Here is a 23,041-nt window from a genome sequence, read left to right as displayed (position 1 = left end):
ATGGCAAATTCCATACTTAGTTTGTTTGGCCATTCACCCATAAAACCATTACAAAACCACATGCAGACTGTTTTGCAGTGTGTTGAATTACTTGTTCCTTTCTTCCAAGCTATCGCTAAAGAAGACTGGGAAAAAGTTGAATCAACTTACAACCTGATTGCAGATTTTGAAGGCAAAGCCGACAATCAAAAACAAGATATACGTTTGCATCTGCCAAAAAGCTTGTTTATGCCGATCAACCGCTCAGACCTTATCCAGCTATTAAGTAAGCAAGATAAGATTTGTAACACGGCAAAAGACATCGCCGGCATTATGCTAGGGCGTAAACAAGTAGTTCCAAAGAAAATAGCCACAGACATGACTGCCTATGTAAAGTCTGCTGTTGCTGTTGCTGTTGAAGCTAAGGTGGTTATAGATGAGTTGGATGAGCTAATTGGTTCTGGCTTTGGTGGACGAGAAATAGATCGCATTAACCGCTGCATTACAAAACTTGAAAAAGCAGAAGATAAAAACGACAAGCGTCAAATATCCCTTCGCGCTAAATTGCATGAAATCGAAACAGATTTACCCCCTGTTGATGCCATGTTTATGTATAAAACCATCGAAGCAATTGGACATCTGGCTGACCGAGCACAAAGTGCTGGCGAACAGATTCAAGTTATCGTTGCGCGATAGTTACCAACAAAAAACACACAAACCAATACCACACAAAACATAGGTTCAAAAAATACTATGGACGTTTTAAGCGAATACGGTCAGATTTTACTTATTTTAGCCATTATCTTTGGTTTATTTATGGCCTGGGGTGTAGGTGCCAATGATGTGGCTAACGCCATGGGTACTTCTGTAGGCTCAGGTGCTATCACATTAAAGCAAGCAATTATTATTGCAATGATTTTTGAATTTGCAGGGGCTTACTTAGCAGGTGGTGAAGTCACTGCCACCATTCGTAAAGGCATCATCGATCCCCTTACTTTACAGGGTACACCAGAATACCTAGTGTATGGCATGCTGTCTGCCCTGCTGGCTGCTGGTACCTGGTTATTGTTTGCTTCTATTTTGGGTTGGCCTGTATCAACAACCCATTCAATTGTGGGTGCTATTGTAGGTTTTGCAGCGGTTGCTATTTCAGTTGATGCGGTTAATTGGGGCAAAGTAGGTACTATTGCAGCTAGTTGGGTTGTTTCGCCCGTGCTGGCCGGAGTTGTATCCTATATGTTGTTTAAAAGTGTTCAACGCTTAATACTTGATACTGAAAAACCTTTTGAAAATGCCAAACGTTATGTGCCTGTGTACATGTTTATGGTTGGCTTTATGATCACCATGGTGACGTTAATAAAAGGTTTAAAGCATGTATTCAAAGACATTGGTTTTACTTTAAACTATTTTGAAATGTCTTTGATAGCGGCTGTTGCTGGCATAATAGTTGCCATTATTGGTGGCGTTATGCTCACCCGTGTAAAGCGTGTAGATGCTATTGAAGAAGAAGACCGCTTTGCTAATGTAGAAAAAGTATTTGCTGTACTGATGGTATTTACTGCTTGCGCTATGGCCTTTGCACACGGATCTAACGATGTAGCTAACGCTGTAGGTCCGATGGCCGCTGCAATAGCAACCATCAAATCTGGTGCTGTTGCAGCTAAATCCACTATGCCTGCTTGGATCCTTTTGGTGGGCGGTTTAGGCATCGTCGTTGGTCTTGTTACTTACGGCTATAAAGTAATGGCAACCATAGGGACAAAGATCACTGAACTAACACCTAGCAGAGGCTTTGCAGCTACCCTGGGAGCCTCCGCAACAGTTGTGCTTGCATCTGGTATTGGTTTGCCTATTTCTACCACACATACGTTGGTTGGTGCTGTATTGGGTGTGGGTTTAGCGCGTGGTTTAGCTGCAATTAACTTGCGTATAGTGGCTACTATTTTCACCTCGTGGGTAATCACTTTGCCTGCCGGAGCGATATTGTCGATTATATTCTTTTACATATTCAAAGCGGTTTTCTCTTAGGCTTTAATGAATACAAGTTATAATTAAAAGCCCACGGTGCTTAAAATACCGTGGGCTTTTTTGTGTCTGCTGTTTCCATATTCACCTTAAGTACCTACTATAAGCTTATTTAGTACGCTCTGAATGACCACACTTGGTGGCTAAAAACCTCTTAAAACATCATAAAATCACTCGAAAGGTGTTTTTTCTAAAAAAAAATTAAAATAGTTATACACAGCTTAAACCAAAGTTATACTTTCTTGAATCAATTTAATAACTCAAATAGGTTGCCTGACACCCCAATAAATTACGGTTTTCATGAAGTTATCCACACTATCCACAAAGATATTAACAATATTTTAAAAAAAATAGGAAATAAGGATAATAATTATATTTTCCACCCTAAACCCTGTGTGTAAGCTGCAATTCTAAACCCAAGTAATCTGTGTATAACTGTTGGCTGTGCATAAGTGGGCAAGTTACCCACAGCTCATTATCAGCATTTATTACCTCTAATCACGCTAAAATAACAGCTTTATCATTGCTCTAAGGTATTGTTTTTAATGTTTTTTTTAAACTTATACATAAAAAGATGCCTGCTTAATAATAACAACAATAACAATATAATATATATATACTTTTAAATAAAAAATAATTAAATACTACTTAAATAAAAGCCAATTTCTAGCGATTTATTAAACCCATTAAAAAAGATATACTAGATCACTAATACTCGCCGAGAGTAATACTAAATTTGTTAAGGAAATTTTGTGAATTACCCCTCACGTTTTGATGTCATTGTAATTGGTGGTGGCCATGCTGGTACTGAAGCAGCATTAGCTAGCGCACGTTTGGGTGCCCAGACTTTGCTTTTAACACACAACATGGACACCTTGGGTCAAATGTCATGCAATCCGGCTATCGGTGGTATTGGTAAAAGCCATTTAGTCCGTGAGATAGACGCTCTTGATGGAGCCATGGCTAAAGCAACAGACTCTGCCGGTATTCAGTTTCGTGTATTAAACTCACGCAAGGGTCCAGCAGTGAGAGCTACAAGAGCTCAGGCTGACAGAAGCTTGTATCGCAGTGCCATTCGCCAGACTCTTGAACAGCAAAAAAATCTATATATTTTTCAACAGTCTGTTGATGATTTAATCATCGAGCAAGACCAAGTGATTGGCACAAAAACCAATATGGGGCTAAGTTTTTTTGCTCAACAAGTTGTAATGACCACGGGCACTTTTCTAGGTGGTATTATTCATATCGGTATGCAACAAAGCCAAGGCGGTAGAGCTGGAGATCCTCCTGCGAACGCGTTGGCACAAAGGCTTAGAGAAAGGCCATTTCGTATTGAACGGTTAAAAACGGGAACGCCCCCTAGAATCGACAAACGCACTGTAAATTTCAATGTAATGCAAACACAACCAGGTGATACACCACGACCTGTAATGTCGATGTTAGGTAAGTTATCTGACCATCCAGAACAAGTGCCTTGCCATATCACCCATACTAATAAAAAAACCCACGACATGATCCGTGATAGTCTTCACAGGTCACCCTTGTATGCAGGCGTGATTGAAGGCGTAGGTCCACGTTATTGTCCATCGATTGAAGATAAAATAATGCGTTTTGCAGACAAAGATAGTCATCAGATCTTTGTTGAGCCAGAAGGTCTAAATAGCATAGAGCTTTATCCAAATGGCATTTCAACCAGTCTTCCGTTTGACGTTCAGTTAAATTTTGTAAGATCTATAGTCGGTTTTGAAAATGCGCACATCATAAGGCCAGGTTATGCCATAGAGTATGACTACTTTAACCCACAAGATCTTAAGCCTACTCTTGAAACCAAATTGATAAATGGCCTGTATTTTGCGGGGCAAATTAACGGCACAACAGGCTATGAAGAAGCTGGGGCACAAGGTTTGTTAGCCGGTGCAAATGCGGCACTAAAGGCATTAGAAAAAGATGAGTTTACCACTGGCCGTGATGAGGCATATTTAGGTGTGATGGTGGATGATTTGGTTACTAATGGCACTCAAGAACCTTATAGAATGTTTACCAGTCGTGCAGAATATCGCTTATTACTTCGAGAAGATAATGCTGACCAACGCCTAACACAGATAGGTTATAACCTAGGGCTGGTTGGCGAAGAACGTTGGCGCGCTTTCAATGAGAAGTGTGAATCCATTGACCAACGTAAGAAGCTAATGAGAGAAACTAAGGTTACACTTCATAATGATTTAGGTAAGCAGTTAGAGTCTTTATTAGATAAATCTCTAAGTAAGGATACTAACCTTTTAGATATTCTTAAACGTCCAGAGTTAACTTATGAAAAACTACATGATCTAGCTCAACTTCCTGCTGTAGATCCTAATGTTGGTGAACAAATAGAAATTGATGTTAAATATGCCGGTTATATTGATAGACAAAAAGAAGATGTAGAACGTCTCAAAAGAAGTGAGTCAATACAAATACCAAATAATTTTAACTACCAAGGTATCCCTGGTCTATCTAACGAAGCAACGGCAAAGCTAGAACAGATACGCCCCAACAACCTAGGCATGGCTAGCAGAATTCAGGGCGTTACGCCTGCATCGCTTTCACTACTGTTGATATACCTCAAAAAACACAAGATCAAATCTAAAGTAGATTTGGCAGTATAATCATGAACTTAAACCATACTATAGTTGAACCTAATGCAACACATGAGCAGTGGCGAAGCCTGATTAGCAAGGGTAGCAAAAATCTTTTGATAGATTTGACACCATTACAACTTGATATCCTTGTAAGTTATATTGAGCAGCTTGTTAAGTGGAATAAAGCCTATAACTTAACTGCTATTCGCGATCCATTGGATATGATTAAGCTTCATGTATTAGATAGTTTAGCTATCATCAGGCACTTATCTACGTTAAATGGGCAACGTTTTATCGACGTTGGCACAGGTGCTGGACTTCCAGGCATGATTTTAGCCATTATTTGGCCACAAAAAGTCATTCATTTGCTTGATACAAATGGCAAAAAAACACGTTTCTTAACCCAGTTTAAGCATCTTCATCAACTTAGAAACGTTGAAGTATTAAACCAACGTTGTGAAGCATATATACCCAATCAAACTTATGATGTTGTTTTGTCACGGGCCTTTGCATCAATTACAGATATGTTAAATGGTTGCCGACATCTAGTAGGGGATGATGGGCTATTTGTCGCTATGAAAGGCACTTATCCACAACAAGAATTAGATGCTATGCCAGCAAACTATAGCCTGCTAAACTGTGAAATCTTGCAGGTGCCAGGGGTTAAAGCTCAGCGCCACCTGTTAACGATCAAGAAAACAATTAACATAGGTCACCTGTGAGCAGAGTCATTGCCATAACCAATCAAAAAGGCGGAGTAGGAAAAACAACAACCTGCGTTAATCTAGCTGCTTCTTTAGTTGCCACTAAGCGACGTGTGTTAGTTATAGACCTAGATCCCCAAGGCAATACCACTATGGGTAGTGGTATTGAAAAAAACTCCTTAACTTATTCTGTGCTAGATGTATTGACCCAAAAAGTAGACATCAAAAAAGTTGTGCACCAAAACACCCCCGCAGGTTATGACTTGCTGCCAGCAAATGGCGATCTAACCGCCGCAGAAGTTGAATTGATTCAAGTGCAACAAAAAGAAGCACGACTGCGCATAGCACTGAGTAAATTAGAACAACCCTATGACTTCATACTCATCGATTGTCCACCATCTTTGAGTATGTTAACAGTTAACGCATTGGCTTGTGCCGATAGTGTTTTAGTGCCAATGCAGTGCGAGTATTATGCATTAGAGGGCATAAGTGCGTTACTTAATACGGTAAAGTTAATTAAAAACAGCCTTAATCCAAATTTAGTTATTGAAGGTATATTACGTACCATGTACGACCCGCGTAATAGCCTAACTAATGATGTATCTCATCAGCTAATCAATCACTTTGGTGACTTGGTTTATCGCACTGTAATCCCTCGCAATGTGCGACTAGCAGAAGCACCAAGTCATGGTTTGCCAGCTCTAATGTACGATAAGCACTCCAGAGGTGCCGTCGCTTATTTAGCACTAGCTAGTGAATTCATTCGTCAACAAGAAAAAAAATAGAGTTGAATTATGGTTAAAAAACGTGGTCTCAATCGTGGTTTGCAGGCCTTACTTCAAGGAGCAGGAAGCCTTGATGTAGACTTGACCCAAACACAAACTGATAGCAAAGATGGCTTACAAGATATTCCTATAGAGTGGATGCAGCGCGGTGCTTATCAACCAAGACGTGATATTGACCCTGATGCTCTTGAAGAGCTGGCTGCTTCTATACGTGTACATGGCATAATGCAGCCCATTGTTGTCCGAAGTGTGGGTATTGATCGATATGAAATCATTGCTGGCGAGCGTCGCTGGCGTGCTGCACAGTTAGCGCAGCTTGATAGTGTGCCAGCACTTATTAAGGAAGTGCCTGATGAAGCCGCCATTGCAATGGCACTAATAGAAAATATCCAGCGTGAAGACCTAAATGCAATTGAAGAGGCATTTGCCTTACAACGGTTACAAAGTGAGTTTGAATTAACCCAGCAAGAAGTTGCACATGCAGTGGGTAAATCACGCAGCGCAATTGCCAATCTATTACGCCTACTGCAGTTAAGTGAGCCCGTGCGATTAATGCTTGAACGTGGAGATTTGGAAATGGGCCACGCACGCTCATTGTTGACCTTAGAAGGCGAGCTACAACTGCAATTAGCTCGTGAAGTGGTGGCTAAAGGCCTATCCGTTCGTCAAACCGAAGAGTTGGTTCGTAAAGCACAACAAACACCACATATTATAGATAAAAAGCAGGTTAATCCTGATACTAAAAGCCTACAAAACCGCTTATCTGAGTCTTTAGGGGCTGAAGTTAGTGTACTCCAATCAGCTAAAGGTAAGGGTAAACTCACCATTGCGTATGATACTTTAGACCAACTAGACGGTATCATTGCTAGGCTTGAGCACAGATAATATGGGCTTATAAGGTTAATGCGCTAAAATACGCGCACAACTTTAAAGCGATAATTTCTTGAGGTTTACGCACAAACTCACTATAATCACGCTCGCTGTAATCTTAGTTGCAGCAAGTAACGTAATTTAGACCAACAACTAACGAGTTTTGTAAGCAATATGGCGCTCAATAAAGCCCCCCTTTGGCTACAAAAAACATTAACCTATCAGTGCCTTATAGTGGCGTTGATTGGAGTGGGTTTATCTATAAATAATGGCATTACGGGAATGTCCGTAATTATTGGTGGTGCTATTTACAGCCTGCCTGCATATTGGGCACTTAGGCGAGAGTTTGCACGTGGTAATAAACTTAATTCTAACTCCCAAATAGCAGATGCAAAGCTAACTTTGGCGCAAATGTATGGCAATGAAGTGCTCAAAATAACCTTGACGGTAGTCTTGTTTAGTTTGGCCTTTCGTTTAGTTGAACCACTAAACCCATTAGCCTTACTTTTAGCTTTTACAGGCTCCCATGTATTAGTAGCATTGCTACCAGTATTTATAGATAAACAAACTTCTACGAAATAAAAAGTGAGATAAAGCATGGCAAGTGGCATGACGTCCTCTGAGTATATAGCTCACCATCTGACTAACTTAACCTATGGCAAGCATCCTGTGAATGGCTGGAGCTTTGCAGAAAGTGGCCAACAAGTCGCAGAAATGGGCTTTATGTCTATTAATGTTGACTCCATGGTTTGGTCTGTTGGTCTTGGTGCATTTTTCATCTGGTTATTTAGCCGCGTGGGCAGAACAGCCACGACCGGCGTACCTTCAGGTGTTCAAAACTTTATTGAAATGATCATTGAGTTTGTCGATGACAATGTAAAGAGCATGTTCCACCACAAAAGTGCTGTTATAGCGCCGATGGCTTTGACGATATTTGTCTGGGTGTTTTTGATGAACTTAATGGATTTGGTCCCTGTGGACTGGATTCCTCATCTTGCCGGCATGATGGGCATTCATTTTATGAAGATCGTGCCATCTACAGACCTTAACGTAACAATGGGAATTTCATTCTCAGTGTTCTTTCTTATTGTTTTCTACTCAATTAAAGCAAAAGGTATCGGCGGCTTTATGGCCGAGCTAAGCTTGCAGCCGCTAGGCAAGTGGGCTCTACCTTTCAACCTACTATTAGAGCTGGTTGGTTTAATTGCAAAACCTATTTCATTAGCGCTGCGTTTGTTCGGTAACATGTACGCAGGCGAAATGATCTTTATTCTGATTGCACTACTACCCTTCTGGGCCCAGTGGGTGTTATCGGTGCCGTGGGCTTTGTTCCACATCCTAATCATCACATTGCAGGCATTCATCTTTATGGTGCTGACCATTGTGTATTTGGCGATGGCTCACGACCATCATTAATCATTACCTTTTTACTTTTAACTACTAATCTCACTTAAACTGGAGAAACACAATGGAATTGGAAATTGCACAGATTGCTGCTAGCGCATCACTGTATTTTGCTGGCGCATTCATCTTAGGTATGTCTGCTCTTGCGGCTGCTGTTGGTATTGGCGTATTGGGCGGAAAGTTCTTGGAAGGCGCTGCGCGTCAGCCAGAATTGATCCCACTACTTCGTACACAGTTCTTCATCATTATGGGTCTAACTGACGCCGTGCCTATGATCGGCGTGGGTATCAGCCTTTACATCATGTTTGCGGTTGCCTAAAGGTCATCTTTAACCAACCCATTCAGATGGAGGTCTTGCCATGAATATGAACATGACAATTTTGGGCCAGATTATTTCTTTTGCCATCTTCGTGTACTTGTGCATGAAGTTTGTTTGGCCACCGCTTACAGCGGCCTTGGCCGAGCGTCAAAAGATGATCGCAGAAGGTTTAGATGCAGCCGATAAGGCCGCACGTGAACTTGCTGATGCCCAGCAGTCTGTAGAAACAGCACTGCAACAAAGCAAAGCGCAAGCAGCTACTATTATAGAGCAAGCTAATAAACGCGCTAGCCAGATCGTTGATGAAGCCAAAGAGACCGCTCAAGCCGAAGCCACCCGTATTAAAGTGGCAGCGACTGCTGATGTTGAACAGGAAATGAATAGTGCTAAAGAAGCGCTACGTGCTCAAGTTGCAACACTTGTTGTGGCCGGTGCGGAAAAAATCCTGGGTGCATCTATCGATGTAAACAACCATAAAGAGCTTGTCGATAAGTTGGCAGCCGAACTGTAAGAAAAGAGAGGTTAACGATGGCTGAATCCATTACTGTTGCCCGTCCTTACACCAAGGCCGCTTTCGAAACGGCATTGGCCCAGGGCGACTTGGGTAGCTGGTCGGAATTTTTGAACATGGCTGCAGCAGTTGTTGCAGACCCAAGTTTGGCCCAAGTTCTGGATAATCCAGCACTGACGGCAACAAAAAAAGCCCAGCTAGTGACTGACGTTGTAAACGGCAATCACCCTGTATCTCAACAGGCTCAGAACTTTCTGAACCTGTTGGCCGAAAACAAGCGTTTGTCATTGCTACCTGAAGTTTCTAATTTATATGAAACTTTAAAGGCAAATCAAGAGCAGTCGATAGACGTGTCTATCGTAAGTGCCTTTGATTTGGGCAATGAGCAACAAGACAAACTGACTCAAGCATTGAACGCGATGTTGTCACGCGAAATTAACATTACTAGTACTACCGATGCATCTTTGCTTGGTGGTGTGATCGTCTACGCTGGCGACCTAGTTATTGATGGTTCCGTTAAGGGCAAACTAAGCAAATTGGCTGAGGCCATGAATGCCTGAGTGTGAGGAATAAAGCATGCAACAACTGAATCCTTCAGAGATCAGTGAGATCATTAAGAAGCGCATTGAGCAACTTGATGTATCATCTGAAGCCCAGAATGAGGGCACAATTGTTAGTGTAGCTGATGGTATCGTATTGATCCACGGCTTAGCTGACGCAATGTACGGGGAAATGATTGAATTCCCTGGTGGTATTTACGGCATGGCCATGAACTTGGAGCGCGACTCTGTTGGCGCTGTAGTTCTTGGTGATTACGAAGAGTTGGTCGAAGGCCAAACTGCTCGTTGTACTGGTCGTATCCTAGAAGTTCCTGTAGGTCCTGCATTATTGGGACGTGTAGTAGACGCTCTAGGTAACCCTATCGATGGTAAAGGCCCGATCGATTGTGATCTAACCGATGCTGTTGAAAAAGTAGCCCCAGGTGTAATTGAACGTAAATCTGTAGACCAGCCCGTTCAAACAGGACTTAAGGCGATTGACGCCATGGTTCCTGTAGGCCGTGGCCAACGCGAACTAATCATCGGTGACCGTCAGACTGGTAAGTCTGCTATCGCTATCGATGCCATCATCAACCAAAAAGACACTGGCGTTAAATGCGTCTATGTGGCTATTGGTCAAAAACAGTCTACTATTGCTAACGTAGTACGTAAGCTAGAAGAACACGGCGCAATGGCTCATACCATTGTTGTAAACGCAGGCGCAGCTGACTCAGCAGCGTTGCAGTTCTTATCGCCATACGCTGGTTGTACTATGGGTGAATACTTCCGTGACCGTGGTGAAGACGCACTGATCGTATTTGATGACCTGACTAAGCAAGCTTGGGCTTATCGTCAAATCTCTTTGTTACTTCGTCGTCCTCCAGGTCGTGAAGCTTATCCAGGTGATGTATTCTATTTGCACTCTCGCCTACTTGAGCGTGCATCTCGTGTAAACGCAGAATATGTAGAAGCATTTACCAACGGTGAAGTAAAAGGTAAGACCGGTTCTTTAACTGCGTTACCTATTATCGAAACCCAAGGTGGTGACGTATCGGCTTTTGTACCGACTAACGTAATTTCTATTACCGATGGACAGATTTTCTTAGAAACTGACTTGTTCAACGCCGGTGTGCGCCCAGCCATTAACGCTGGTTTGTCTGTATCGCGTGTAGGTGGTGCAGCACAAACTAAGATCATCAAGAAGTTAGGTGGTGGTATTCGTTTGGCATTGGCTCAGTATCGTGAATTGGCAGCATTTTCTCAGTTTGCTTCTGACTTGGATGACGCAACACGCGCCCAGTTAGAGCATGGTCAAAGTGTGACCGAGCTGATGAAACAGCACCAGTATTCACCTATGAGCGTTGCTGATATGGCAATCAGTCTATTTGCAGCTAACGAAGGCTTCCTTAATGACGTAGCCCTTCCTAAGGTTGGCAACTTCGAAGCCGCTCTAATTTCTTATATGAACAGCGAACATAGTGACGTGATGAACCAGGTGAATGAATCTGGTGACTTTAACGGCGACATCGCTGCTAACTTTAAGTCTGCATTAGAGCAGTTTAAGGCAACTCAAACCTGGTAGTAGCTAGCGGCCTCAAGTTTTCTTGGGGCGGCGCTATGACCTAGTTAGTTACTTAATAGATAGGTAAGCATATGGCAGTCGGAAAAGAAATAAAGACCCAGATTGCAAGTATCAAGGGTACGCAAAAAATCACTAGCGCCATGGAAATGGTAGCGGCGAGTAAAATGCGTAAAGCACAAGATCGTATGAACCAGAGCCGTCCTTACGCAGATAAAATGCGTGAAGTCATCGCTCACCTTGCACGGTCTAACCCTGAATACAAGCATCTGTATCTGCAGCAGCGAGAGCTAAAGCGGGTGGGTTACATTGTAGTTTCTTCCGATCGTGGTCTGTGTGGTGGTTTAAACATCAATGTGTTTAAGAAAACCGTACAGAGCATGGCTGAACATGATAAAAATGGCATTCAGATCGATATCTGTGCTATTGGTTCAAAATCAGCAACCTTCTTTAACAATTATGGCGGCAACGTCGTATCAAGCAAGTCCCAGCTGGGTGAAAAGGCAGAAATTGCTGAACTCATCGGTGCTGTGAAAATCATGCTTGATAGTTATGATGAAGGACGGTTGGACGCTGTGTACGTGGTATACAATAATTTTGTAAATACCATGACCCAACAACCCAACGTAGTACAAGTTTTGCCATTGCAGGCAGACCCGAATGATGACGGCATGAGCCAACATTGGGACTACTTATATGAGCCAGATGCCCGTGAATTACTCACAGGCCTTTTGACCCGTTATGTAGAATCTTTAGTGTATCAAGCTGTGGTAGAGAATAACGCTTGTGAGCAGGCCGCGCGGATGATCGCTATGAAAAGCGCCACCGATAACGCGGGTGATCTGATTGATGACCTTCAGATGATTTACAACAAGGCTCGCCAATCTGCGATTACTCAGGAAATTTCTGAGATCGTGAGTGGCGCAGCAGCCGTTTAACCTGAGCTATAAGCAGTAGTTTTCGATAGAGGATAAAATTATGAGTAGCGGACGTATCGTACAGATTATCGGCGCAGTAATCGACGTGGAATTTCCACGTGATTCTGTGCCAAAAGTATATGACGCACTAACTGTAGACGCTAAGGGTACAACCCTAGAAGTTCAACAACAGTTGGGTGACGGCGTAGTACGCACTATCGCCATGGGCCAGACCGAAGGTCTAAGCCGTGGTCTAGACGTATCTAACACCGGTGGTGCTATTAAAGTGCCAGTTGGAACAGCCACTTTGGGCCGCATCATGGACGTATTGGGTAACCCAATCGACCAGTGTGGACCTATTGGTGAAGAAATTCGTATGCCCATTCACCGTAAGGCACCTTCTTACGCTGAGCAGTCAGCTAGTAATGAATTGCTAGAGACTGGCATCAAAGTTATCGACTTAGTTTGTCCTTTCGCTAAAGGCGGTAAGGTTGGACTATTTGGTGGTGCCGGTGTAGGTAAAACCGTAAACATGATGGAGCTTATTCGTAACATCGCTATCGAGCACAGTGGTTATTCTGTGTTTGCAGGTGTGGGTGAGCGTACTCGTGAAGGTAACGATTTCTACTACGAGATGAAAGAGTCCAATGTATTGGACAAAGTATCTCTAGTATATGGCCAAATGAATGAGCCCCCAGGAAACCGTTTACGTGTTGCACTGACTGGCCTTACTATGGCGGAGCAGTTCCGTGACGAAGGTCGTGACGTATTGTTGTTTGTTGACAACATTTACCGTTACACCTTAGCTGGAACCGAAGTATCTGCATTGCTTGGCCGTATGCCTTCTGCAGTAGGTTACCAGCCAACACTAGCCTCTGAAATGGGTGTGTTGCAGGAGCGTATAACCTCCACTAAGACTGGATCGATCACTTCTATCCAAGCGGTATATGTGCCTGCGGATGACTTGACTGACCCGTCTCCAGCAACCACTTTCTCTCACTTGGATGCCACTGTGGTATTGTCTCGTCAGATCGCAGAATTGGGCATTTACCCAGCAATCGATCCGCTGGATTCAAGCTCACGTCAGCTAGATCCGCTAGTGATTGGCCAAGAACATTACGACATTGCTCGTGGCGTTCAAGGTATTCTTCAGCGTTACAAAGAGCTTAAAGACATCATTGCGATTTTGGGTATGGACGAACTTTCTGATGAAGACAAGCAAGCGGTAACGCGCGCTCGTAAGATTCAGCGTTTCTTGTCTCAGCCATTTTTCGTTGCTGAAGTATTTACTGGAGCTTCTGGTAAATATGTATCTCTTAAAGACACTATTGCTGCCTTTAAGGGCATTTTGGCTGGTGAATACGACGATCTTCCAGAGCAAGCCTTCTACATGGTTGGCGGCATTGAAGAAGTAGTCGAGAAAGCTAAGAGCATGTAATTGTTTGGGCTTAATATTATTGGCCAAAGCTAATAAATTAAGCCCAGCTTAAGAGGATAATCATATGGCTAATAGTGTAGATTGTGACATCGTTAGTGCTGAAGAATCCGTCTTTTCAGGTAAAGTACAGTTTATTTCACTTACAGGTTCTTTTGGTGAACTGGGTATTTATCCAGGCCACACGCCTTTGTTAAGTGAAGTTAAGCCAGGTCCTGTGAAAATGCTCATGGAATCAGGTGAAGAAGACATATTTTACGTGTCAGGTGGGTTCTTAGAAGTTCAGCCGCACAAGGTTATCTTGTTGGCTGATACAGCACTGCGTGCAGCAGATTTAGACGAAGCTGCTGCAGAAGAAGCCAGTCGCCATGCCGAACAGGCTATGGCAGACAAAACGTCTGAGTTTGAATACTCGCGTGCAACTGGCCAATTGGCCGAAGCTGCGGCTCAACTGCGAACCTTGCGTCAGATTCGTCAGAAACTAGGCAAATAAGTAGTTCCCAGTGAAGTATATAAAAAAGCAGCCTCGGCTGCTTTTTTTGTACCTAGAAATTAGCTAATATTACACAACACCAAGTTAAACAATCACTAAGCCATCAAGCACCTGGGAAAATATGCTACTGTAGATTGGTATCATTATAGTTGCATATAAAATGGCGCATTTAGGCTCATACATAGATGAAATTCACCTGAACTTAATAGGTATAAAGCGTCTAATTGATACCCGTGATTTAATACCGCACCACAAGGAACGTTAATGTCGTTAGAAGTGATTATTCTTGCAGCAGGCAAAGGCACAAGAATGTATTCAGATTTGCCTAAAGTTTTACATCCATTGGCAGGTAAGCCAATGCTTGTGCATGCTATTGAGCAGGCGCAAACACTTAAGCCTTCTCAAACGCATATTATAGTGGGTCATGAGGCCCAAAAAGTAGCTAGCGTGGTTGAGCCTATGGGTGCTCAATGTGTTACACAAAATCAGCAGTTGGGTACAGGGCACGCTGTGGCTCAAGCGATGCCTATGGTTGATAATTTGGCAGTCGTCTTAGTATTGTATGGCGACGTGCCCCTTGTGCCTGGGGTTTTAATGCAACAGCTCGTAGACAAAGCCATGCACGGTGATTTAGCGGTGCTTACGGTAACACTCGATGATGCTTCAGGTTATGGACGTATCGTGCGTAATGATCAAGGGCATATCCAAGCGATTGTTGAGCATAAAGATGCTAATGATGAACAGTTGAAAATTAATGAAATTAATACGGGTATATTGGCAGCCAAAGCGAGCTTGTTGAATAACTGGCTACCTCGCATTGGCAGCAATAATGCTCAAGGTGAAATCTATTTAACCGATATTGTGGCTATGGCAGTTGCTGATGGAATAGCTATCACTAACCTGCAGCCAGACTACCCACAACAAACACAAGGTGTAAATGATCGAGTGCAACTGGCAGAACTTGAACGCTGGTACCAGCAACAACAAGCGATGCAATTACTTCGCGATGGTGTGCAACTTGCAGACCCAACACGCTTTGACCTACGTGGTGAATTAACCGCAGGCAAAGACACTTATATAGACATTAACACCATTATAGAAGGACAAGTATCTATTGGTGATGGCGTGCATATTGGCCCTAATTGTCACATCAAAGATAGCCACATTGGCGCAGGCACACAGGTTTTAGCCAACAGCATTATTGATAAGGCTCAAGTGGCCAAAAATTGTACCATCGGCCCTTTTGCCCGCTTACGTCCAGGCACTGTAATGCATGATAATGCAAAAGTGGGCAATTTTGTCGAAACTAAAAAAACCACCCTAGGCAAAGATTCAAAAGCTAATCACTTTACATACTTAGGCGACACCAACGTCGGTGAGCAAGTGAATATTGGCGCAGGCACAATCACCTGCAACTACGACGGGGTGAACAAGTTTCAAACCCATATTGGTGATGGCGCTTTTATTGGCTCAAACAGCTCAATTGTTGCACCAGTTACTATTGGTGCTGGAGCAACGATTGGTGCAGGCTCTACCATCACCAAAAACGTAGAAAATAACAACCTAGCGATCGCTCGTGGTAAACAACGAAATTTAGCTACTTGGGCTAAGCCCAAAAAATGTTAATCAAGGAAGACATCTCATGTGCGGAATAGTCGGAGCCATTGCCTTGCGCAATATCAGTAGCATACTTGTAGAAGGCCTAAAGCGCCTAGAATATAGAGGATATGACTCCTCAGGCGTAGCAATCTTAAGTGACCAAGGCTTGCAGCGCACCCGCAGGGTAGGCAAAGTAGCCAGTTTAGATGCCGCCTTAATGCAATCGCCATTACAAGGTAACGTAGGTATTGCCCACACACGCTGGGCTACACATGGTGTTCCCAATGAAGTGAATGCTCACCCACATTGGTCTCATAGTAGTTTGGCCGTAGTGCATAATGGCATTATAGATAATTTTGAGCTTATTAAAGCAGACCTTATCGCCACAGGCTATGGTTTTGACAGCGATACAGACACAGAGGTTATTGCTCACCTAATTCACCGCAATCGCCAACAAGGGATGTCTCTAACACAAGCTGTACGTGAGGCAGCGGGCCGCTGTGAAGGTGCTTACGCGTTAGGTGTAGTGGATGAAACTCAGCCGGACTTATTGTTAGCGGCACGAAAAGGCAGCCCGCTAGTGATTGGCTTGGGCAGTGATGAAAATTATATTGCATCAGACCAACTGGCACTGTTGCAAGTGACTGACCAATTTATGTTTTTAGAAGATGGTGATATTGCTGAAATAAGCCGAACTGCCGTTACGGTTACAGATCATACAGGCGCTGTGGTTGTGCGTCCAAGTCACCGTTATGAACACAGTGAAGAAAGTAGTGACAAAGGCAACTATAAACACTATATGCTCAAAGAAATTTATGAGCAGCCAAAGGTTGTGTCCAACCTTATTTCTCAGCAAGTCGTGGGCGGGAAAATACAAAATATTTTAAACGATAGTGCTATTGAGGCTTTGTCTAAGGCTAAAAATGTACAAATCATTGCCTGTGGCACAAGCTATTTAGCAGGTATGGTAGCAAAGTATTGGATTGAGAGTTTGGCAGGCCTTGCTTGTCAAATAGAGGTGGCTAGTGAATATCGCTATCGCCAAGCTGTAGTACCAGAGGATACCTTACTTATCACTTTGTCGCAGTCTGGCGAAACGGCGGATAGTTTGGCAGCTTTACGACACATTGATAAATCCAAACTTGCCGCAAGCTTAGCTATTTGTAATGTGGCATCAAGCAGTCTTGTGCGTGAATCAGATATAGTGTTGCTAACACAAGCAGGCCCAGAAATTAGTGTAGCCTCTACCAAAGCCTTTACCACACAGCTAATTACGTTACTTCACCTCACGTTACTACTAGCAAAGCAACGTTCACATATAGATATCCAGCCCATTATTAATGCCATGCAAACTTTGCCTGGTGTATTACAGCAGTGCTTATTGATGGACACTAAGATTCAAACTGTGGCTCAAAAGTTTGCCGACAAGCATCACACACTATTTCTTGGCAGAGGCAGCATGTACCCAATTGCGTCAGAAGGAGCTCTAAAGCTTAAAGAGATTTCTTACATACATGCTGAGGCATACCCAGCTGGAGAGCTGAAGCATGGCCCACTGGCATTAGTAGACGCCTTTATGCCTGTGGTTGTGGTGGCACCAAAGGATGATATGCTGGATAAGCTTAAAGCCAACATGCAAGAAGTGCGTGCTCGTGGTGGCGAGCTATTTGTGTTTGCCGATGCTCATGCGAAAATGGCAGAAGATCACGCAACTCACATTATTGTAGTACCCGAAGTACATGAAGTATTAGCGCCCATCGTATACGCTATTCCCATGCAATTGTTGTCCTACCACGTAGCGATTATTAAAGGCACAGATGTGGATCAACCTCGTAACTTAGCAAAGTCTGTCACTGTGGAGTAACAACACAGTTCACCTGGTCGCTATGCTAGCTTGCTGCAGTATTGGCAAGTACGGCCCATAAAAGGATGACATCATCATGGAAAAAAGCAGCCAATTAGATTTCTTCTTATTGCCATCAACTCTGATAAGGCTTTTTTTTTGGATATCCAGCATATTTGTCGTGCTATTCGTCTTTGTCAGTTGGGTGACCAATGAACAACGCACAAAATTCTATAAAGAATCCAATGACGCATTTTTTCATGTGAATGAACAGCTTGTTATCAATGACGCCGCATTAGCAGGGTTTGGTAGCTTGCTTACAAGTATTGGCACCAATAATATTCAGAAAGCACGTAATTTCACCAAACGTATGCGTACTGCGTACCCACACATTTATATGTTTGAAGGGCTCACTAGTGTTGACCCAGAAAATAAAGCGCAACACCAAGAAAAAATGCAGAAGCTGGGTTACCCAGGCTATGAAATCACTCGTTACGTGTCTAAGAAAAACCCTTTAGGTAAGACCATTGACATGGTTAATGGGGCCCCTATGTACTTCCCTATTTTTTATATCGATCCTTATTTAGATTCAGTTAAAGGCCTCATGGGCTTTGATATGATGTCCGCACGTAATATGCGAGTCACTTTGTTAGAATCAATAGAGTCTGGCAAGCCAGTGGCGTCGGCACCATGGAGCTTAAAAGAAGGCGGACGTGGTTATACATTGATTAAAGCGCTGGGCATGGATGATAGTGCTCAGGGGGTAATGGCAGAACATGGGAAAGGTGGGTTGGCTGTATTAATAGTCATCAAAATAGACACAATGCTGGCTCCTTTGAGAAACATCGTACCTGAAGCTAACATTCAACTACTTTATGGTAAAGGCCGCAAACTAGCTACACAAGAAATATTTCCCCAGACACTCTCTACCCCCATTATTGAAATAGACACCTTGGTAGAAGAGTACAAATTAGAAGATTTAGGGCAGTCATTTATTCTATCTATAAAGCAATCATCAGGATTGTTTGCTCCGCATATTCAAGCCATGGCAATGCTGATTTTGCTTATGTGTTTTATATATGGCGCTTATTATCGTAGTTTGATTGCCAAGTATAGGCTGCAGCTACAGCGAGATAGCGCTTTATTAAAAATTAACCAACAACATGATTCATTGGAAATCATGGTTGCAAGTCGAACTAAGGCGCTACAGCGAAAAAGTGATGAAAATATTAGTTTAGTACAGCAGCTAATACGCGTTCAAGAAGATCAAATTCATCACATTGCAAGAGAATTACATGATGGTTTTGGCCAGACCCTTACCGCCATTAAGATCAATGCCCACATCTTAGAAAACACCAAAAAGATAAAAGATGTGTATTCTTATGCTCAAGATATAACTGCGCAAGCCAATACATTGTATGACACCATGCATGATATGATTCAACGCTTAAGGCCTGAAGCACTTGATATGTTTGGTTTAAAGGCTTCTATAGAGCAGTGCATTAGTGCCTTTCATTTAAACGAGCAAGGCATTGAGCTAGAGCTCTATATTGATGACAAGGTAAATGCCGTTGAAGAAATAATTAGTATTGCAAGCTACCGAATAGTCCAAGAGCTAGTTAATAATGCGCTCAAATACGCTAAGCTAGCTAAGCTGAAGGTGTCTTTATTTATTGACAGTAATGATATTGTTATTTGTGTAGAAGACGATGGTATTGGCTTTGATCCACTTAAAAATAAAGTAGGCTTTGGCTTGTCTGGAGTGGATGAGCGAGCGCGGTCTTTAGGTGGTATGGTTGATATTAATACCCAAATTGATGAGGGTGTGAAGGTGCTTGTGCGTATCCCTATACCTCAAACTCAAATATAGGCTCCAGCACAAGCGATGCAGTTTGGCTAAGCCACCCAAGTATATGGAGAAATTGTTTTGGATTTAGGTGTTAGATTAAAAACCATTCGCAAGCGCCTAGGCCTTTCTCAAAGGGAGCTGGCCAAACGAGCAGGCGTGACCAATAGCACCATTTCTATGATTGAAAAAAACACAGTCAGCCCCTCTTTTAGTTCTTTACTTAAAGTGCTTAAAGGCTTTCCTATGGGCGTGGAAGAGTTTTTCACTACAGACCTTGTGAAGAGCGACCAAGTGGTTTTTAAGGCTGCTGAGCAAGCTGATATGAGCGCTCAAGGTGTTGCTATAAAGCTAATAGGTCATAGCATAGTGCAGCGTAATATATCTATGCTCAGTGAAACCTACCCACCTGGAGCAGACACAGGTGAAGACATGATTAAATATGATGGCGAGGAAGCAGGCATAGTGGTGCAAGGTGAAATTGAGCTGACAGTGGATCAGAAAATTTATCAGTTAGTTACAGGAGATGGGTATTTTTTCCAAACCCACCTACCACATCGCTTTCGTAACTTAGGCGACGTCACTGCTAAAGTTGTCAGTGCCAACACTGGCAGTCAAACACATTAAGAGGCCCTTCAAATCAGCCTTTTAGGTAAACAGCTACAGCATATCTCGTAAACGATACCAAGCCATAGCTAATACAAGTGCAGGCGTTTTAAATAATGTGCCCCCAGGGAAAGGTAAGTGGTTAATCTGATTAAATAGATCAAACCTCTCAGTTTGTCCTGCCACAGCTTCTGCTAATAGTTTGCCAGCCAAACCTGTAGCAGCAATACCATGGCCAGAAAACCCTTGCGCAAAATACACATCTTGGCCCAATTGTCCAAAGTGCGGCCCACGATTCATAGTAATAGCCACATTACCGCCCCAAGCATAGTCCATTTTTACGTCAGCTAATTGCGGAAAGACATTAAGCATACGCTGGCGCATAGCTTGGGTAAGATTGGGTGGTGCTAAAGTAGAGTAACTCACTCGACCACCAAAGAGCATGCGGTAGTCTGCTGACATACGAAAATAATCTAGCACAAAATTGATGTCAGCAACCGCCATATTATTACTAATTAAAGCTTTAGCCCTTTCTTTACCAAGGGGTTGGGTCGCACCAATATAAGTGCCTACAGGCATAATCTTATTACTAATTTCAGGTACTAGTTTACCTAAGTAAGCATTGCCACAAAACAGTACTTGGTTAGCTTTAACGTTGCCATGTTCAGTATGACAAATATTAGCCTTAGATTTTCTAGTCACTTTGGTCACTGCAGAACCTGTGTATATGGTTACACCAGCCTCCAAAGCTGCCTTGGCCAAACCTAAGGTGTAATTGAGAGGATGGATGTGACCAGAATTAGTATCATAAAGCCCACCAATATAACGCTCACTAGCCATATTGGATTGTACTTTCTGCTTGTCCCAGAGGCTTAAGCTGCCATAAGCATAGTCCTGTTCTAAAGAGCCTTGCCATTGTTCTAGTTCATGCATTTGCCTTGGTTTTATTGCCGCGTGCAGGTGGCCTTGTTGTAGATCACACTGAATTTGATGCTGCTCTACCCTTTGTCGCAATATATCAATCGCTTCTACAGACATGTCCCACATGGCTTTGGCAGCTATCTTTCCAGCAGACTTCTCGATGACGGACATGTCACAACCAAAACCAAAAAGCATTTGGCCTCCGCTTCTTCCTGAGGCACCCCAACCCACCACATTGGCTTCAATAACAGTGACTTTGTAGCCTCGTTCTGCCAAGTTTAGGGCCGCACTCAGGCCAGTGATGCCAGCCCCTACAACACACACATCAGCACAGTGACTGCCTTCTAGTATAGGGCACTCAATCTGTCGATTAGCACTTGCTGCATAGTATGAGTGAGTATGTGTTTGTTTCATAGAAAACCTGCCCTTTAAAGAGTGCGTTGGTACCAGTCTATTTCTAAGCGACTTACGTGGCGGTTAAATTCATTATATTCTTGTTGCTGCACTTGGATATAGACGTGCAAAAATTCTGCGCCAAAGGCATCTTTAGCAAACTTGCTATTGCTCAACATTGCATAAGCATCCACCCAGTTCAAAGGTAAGCTAGGGGCTACTTTTTCTGCCCCATTGCCGGTAGTTTGAGGGCCCAATATCAGCAAGTTATTAATCCCGTGAAGGGCGCCAGAAAGTAATGCAGACATGGCTAAATAAGGGTTAGCATCAGCGCCAGAAACTCGGTGTTCAATCCGTGTGGCAGTGCTGCAGCCGTTAGGGATGCGTAAAGCTACTGTGCGGTTATCGACTCCCCATGTTGGCGCCATAGCGACAAAGAAGTCAGGTTGAAAACGGCGATAGGAATTCACCTTAGGGCACAACAAAGCCATTGTTTCAGCCATAGTTGCTTGTAGTCCAGCTAGAGCTCTACTTAACAAAGTGTTCGGTTGATTCTGCTCATTACAAGCAAAAACATTGACGCCATTGGCATCCAGTAAGCTCATGTGGATATGCATGCCACTTCCGGCTTGGTCGGCATAGGGCTTGGCCATAAAAGTGGCCCCAAAACCATGCTTTTGACTGACGCTTTTGATAATGCGCTTTAGCAGAATTGCTTGGTCACAAGCCAGTACAGGGTCCGCAATATGCTGTAAGTTTATTTCAAACTGACCAGGAGCATATTCAGCTACGGCTGTGGATGCTGGAATCTTTTGTGCATGAGCGGCCAACATAATGTCATCCAAAAGCGCACTATAGTCATCTAAGTTATCCACAGCATAAACTTGGGTGTCAGCCTCTCGAAGGCCAGTTATTGGAGCAATGGGTGGCTGTAATAGTCCAGACTCAAGACGGTTAACATCGGTGAGGTAAAACTCCAATTCAACTGCCACCATGGGTGTGAGACCTTGGTTTTGAAACTGATCGCAAATTTGATCTAAAACGTGACGTGGGTTAGCAAAATAGGCCTCCCCTGGTCTTTGCTCCATCGTTAACAAACATTGGGCCATGGGTTTGTTTTGCCATGGCACCATAGCTAAAGAATGAGGAACTACTCTGCAGGGCTGATCACAATCGCCAGTATCAAAGCCAATACCCGTGCTTTCTACGGTATTACCATTAATATCAAGGGCAAATACTGAGCCTGGTAAATAAATACCTTGCTCGTACACTTTGAGTAACTCGTGTGCTGGTATGCGCTTGCCTCGTAAAACGCCATGTTGATCGGGCAGTAATAAATCTACACCCACAAGGTCTGGGTGAGCAGCAAGAAAGGCTTCGGCTTCAATGCTTGCGGCGATATTATGAGGCATAAGTTCAAGTCTCTTTATTGAGTTTATCCAAGATGGTAGCAGAAAGGTGGGGATAGACAAGCTTCCAACGCCACATGTTTGGAATAATGTGATTATTTTTTTATTAAAAAACACAAATATAGCTAATATACTTAAAAATAGTAAAAATTTTTATATAAAAAACAATAACTTGATAAAAATAACAAGAGACACTATTGTATTTAACTAGGTGTTCATAATAATAGACGGGACGCTTGATGATTA

At 43.0% G+C, this 23,041-nt stretch carries 21 protein-coding genes; 19 read left to right on the top strand and 2 right to left on the bottom strand.

All coding sequences use genetic code 11. From position 1 onward, the window contains the following. From ABXT42_RS11700 to ABXT42_RS11610, 19 genes are all read left to right on the top strand, one after another. Entirely contained in the window at positions 1-675 is a 675-nt protein-coding gene (locus ABXT42_RS11700; RefSeq protein WP_443628324.1) for a TIGR00153 family protein, read from the top strand. Positions 676-732: 57 nt separating this feature from the next. Continuing rightward, positions 733-2,007 (top strand): inorganic phosphate transporter, encoded by a 1,275-nt coding sequence (locus ABXT42_RS11695; RefSeq protein WP_443628323.1) that lies wholly within the window; start codon positions 733-735, stop codon positions 2,005-2,007. Between the two features lie 749 nt (positions 2,008-2,756). Further along, positions 2,757-4,649, top strand: coding sequence for a tRNA uridine-5-carboxymethylaminomethyl(34) synthesis enzyme MnmG (mnmG, locus tag ABXT42_RS11690; protein WP_443628322.1), 1,893 nt, complete (start codon positions 2,757-2,759; stop codon positions 4,647-4,649). 2 nt (positions 4,650-4,651) lie between these two features. Then, complete coding sequence (rsmG, locus tag ABXT42_RS11685) at positions 4,652-5,344, top strand: 16S rRNA (guanine(527)-N(7))-methyltransferase RsmG (RefSeq protein WP_443628321.1); 693 nt, start codon at positions 4,652-4,654, stop codon at positions 5,342-5,344. Continuing rightward, complete coding sequence (locus ABXT42_RS11680) at positions 5,341-6,111, top strand: ParA family protein (protein ID WP_443628320.1); 771 nt, start codon at positions 5,341-5,343, stop codon at positions 6,109-6,111. Before rsmG ends, ABXT42_RS11680 begins: the two co-directional genes overlap by 4 nt. A 9-nt stretch (positions 6,112-6,120) precedes the next feature. Next, positions 6,121-6,996 carry a ParB/RepB/Spo0J family partition protein gene (locus ABXT42_RS11675; RefSeq protein WP_443628319.1) on the top strand — a complete coding sequence of 292 codons (876 nt, stop codon included), beginning with the start codon at positions 6,121-6,123 and terminating at the stop codon, positions 6,994-6,996. 159 nt (positions 6,997-7,155) lie between these two features. Beyond that, positions 7,156-7,563: an ATP synthase subunit I gene (locus ABXT42_RS11670; protein ID WP_443628318.1), complete on the top strand. Its 408-nt coding sequence runs from the start codon at positions 7,156-7,158 to the stop codon at positions 7,561-7,563. 15 nt (positions 7,564-7,578) lie between these two features. Beyond that, positions 7,579-8,397 (top strand): F0F1 ATP synthase subunit A, encoded by an 819-nt coding sequence (gene atpB / locus ABXT42_RS11665; RefSeq protein WP_443628317.1) that lies wholly within the window; start codon positions 7,579-7,581, stop codon positions 8,395-8,397. 52 nt (positions 8,398-8,449) lie between these two features. Beyond that, positions 8,450-8,704 (top strand): F0F1 ATP synthase subunit C, encoded by a 255-nt coding sequence (gene atpE / locus ABXT42_RS11660; RefSeq protein ID WP_443628316.1) that lies wholly within the window; start codon positions 8,450-8,452, stop codon positions 8,702-8,704. A gap of 40 nt (positions 8,705-8,744) precedes the next feature. After that, positions 8,745-9,215: a F0F1 ATP synthase subunit B gene (locus ABXT42_RS11655; RefSeq protein ID WP_443628315.1), complete on the top strand. Its 471-nt coding sequence runs from the start codon at positions 8,745-8,747 to the stop codon at positions 9,213-9,215. Between the two features lie 17 nt (positions 9,216-9,232). After that, positions 9,233-9,775: a F0F1 ATP synthase subunit delta gene (locus ABXT42_RS11650; protein ID WP_443628314.1), complete on the top strand. Its 543-nt coding sequence runs from the start codon at positions 9,233-9,235 to the stop codon at positions 9,773-9,775. Between the two features lie 16 nt (positions 9,776-9,791). Beyond that, positions 9,792-11,336, top strand: a complete 1,545-nt coding sequence (gene atpA, locus ABXT42_RS11645; RefSeq protein ID WP_443628313.1) for a F0F1 ATP synthase subunit alpha — start codon at positions 9,792-9,794, stop codon at positions 11,334-11,336. A gap of 71 nt (positions 11,337-11,407) precedes the next feature. After that, positions 11,408-12,271, top strand: coding sequence for a F0F1 ATP synthase subunit gamma (atpG, locus tag ABXT42_RS11640; RefSeq protein WP_443628312.1), 864 nt, complete (start codon positions 11,408-11,410; stop codon positions 12,269-12,271). A gap of 40 nt (positions 12,272-12,311) precedes the next feature. Then, positions 12,312-13,688 carry a F0F1 ATP synthase subunit beta gene (atpD, locus tag ABXT42_RS11635; protein WP_443628311.1) on the top strand — a complete coding sequence of 459 codons (1,377 nt, stop codon included), beginning with the start codon at positions 12,312-12,314 and terminating at the stop codon, positions 13,686-13,688. Between the two features lie 64 nt (positions 13,689-13,752). Further along, positions 13,753-14,178, top strand: a complete 426-nt coding sequence (locus tag ABXT42_RS11630; RefSeq protein ID WP_443628310.1) for a F0F1 ATP synthase subunit epsilon — start codon at positions 13,753-13,755, stop codon at positions 14,176-14,178. Positions 14,179-14,442: 264 nt separating this feature from the next. After that, positions 14,443-15,804, top strand: a complete 1,362-nt coding sequence (glmU, locus tag ABXT42_RS11625) for a bifunctional UDP-N-acetylglucosamine diphosphorylase/glucosamine-1-phosphate N-acetyltransferase GlmU (RefSeq protein WP_443628309.1) — start codon at positions 14,443-14,445, stop codon at positions 15,802-15,804. Positions 15,805-15,820: 16 nt separating this feature from the next. Beyond that, positions 15,821-17,641 carry a glutamine--fructose-6-phosphate transaminase (isomerizing) gene (glmS, locus tag ABXT42_RS11620; RefSeq protein WP_443628308.1) on the top strand — a complete coding sequence of 607 codons (1,821 nt, stop codon included), beginning with the start codon at positions 15,821-15,823 and terminating at the stop codon, positions 17,639-17,641. A 76-nt stretch (positions 17,642-17,717) separates the two neighbouring features. Then, positions 17,718-19,490 (top strand): CHASE domain-containing protein, encoded by a 1,773-nt coding sequence (locus ABXT42_RS11615; RefSeq protein ID WP_443628307.1) that lies wholly within the window; start codon positions 17,718-17,720, stop codon positions 19,488-19,490. A gap of 57 nt (positions 19,491-19,547) precedes the next feature. Then, positions 19,548-20,093, top strand: coding sequence for a helix-turn-helix domain-containing protein (locus ABXT42_RS11610; RefSeq protein WP_443628306.1), 546 nt, complete (start codon positions 19,548-19,550; stop codon positions 20,091-20,093). 33 nt (positions 20,094-20,126) lie between these two features. Here ABXT42_RS11610 and ABXT42_RS11605 read toward each other — a convergent pair whose 3' ends face one another. Continuing rightward, the gene (locus tag ABXT42_RS11605; RefSeq protein ID WP_443628305.1) at positions 20,127-21,407 is read right to left on the bottom strand and encodes an NAD(P)/FAD-dependent oxidoreductase; all 1,281 of its coding nucleotides are present in this window, start codon (positions 21,405-21,407) and stop codon (positions 20,127-20,129) included. A gap of 14 nt (positions 21,408-21,421) precedes the next feature. Continuing rightward, positions 21,422-22,798, bottom strand: a complete 1,377-nt coding sequence (locus ABXT42_RS11600; RefSeq protein ID WP_443628304.1) for a glutamine synthetase family protein — start codon at positions 22,796-22,798, stop codon at positions 21,422-21,424. Between the last annotated feature and the right edge of the window lie 243 nt (positions 22,799-23,041).

The sequence above is a fragment of the Candidatus Njordibacter sp. Uisw_002 genome, from assembly GCF_047730155.1.
Taxonomy (GTDB): domain Bacteria; phylum Pseudomonadota; class Gammaproteobacteria; order Pseudomonadales; family Balneatricaceae; genus Njordibacter.
Note: the sequence above shows the minus strand (reverse complement) of the source record. Positions and strands in the feature narration are given on the sequence as shown.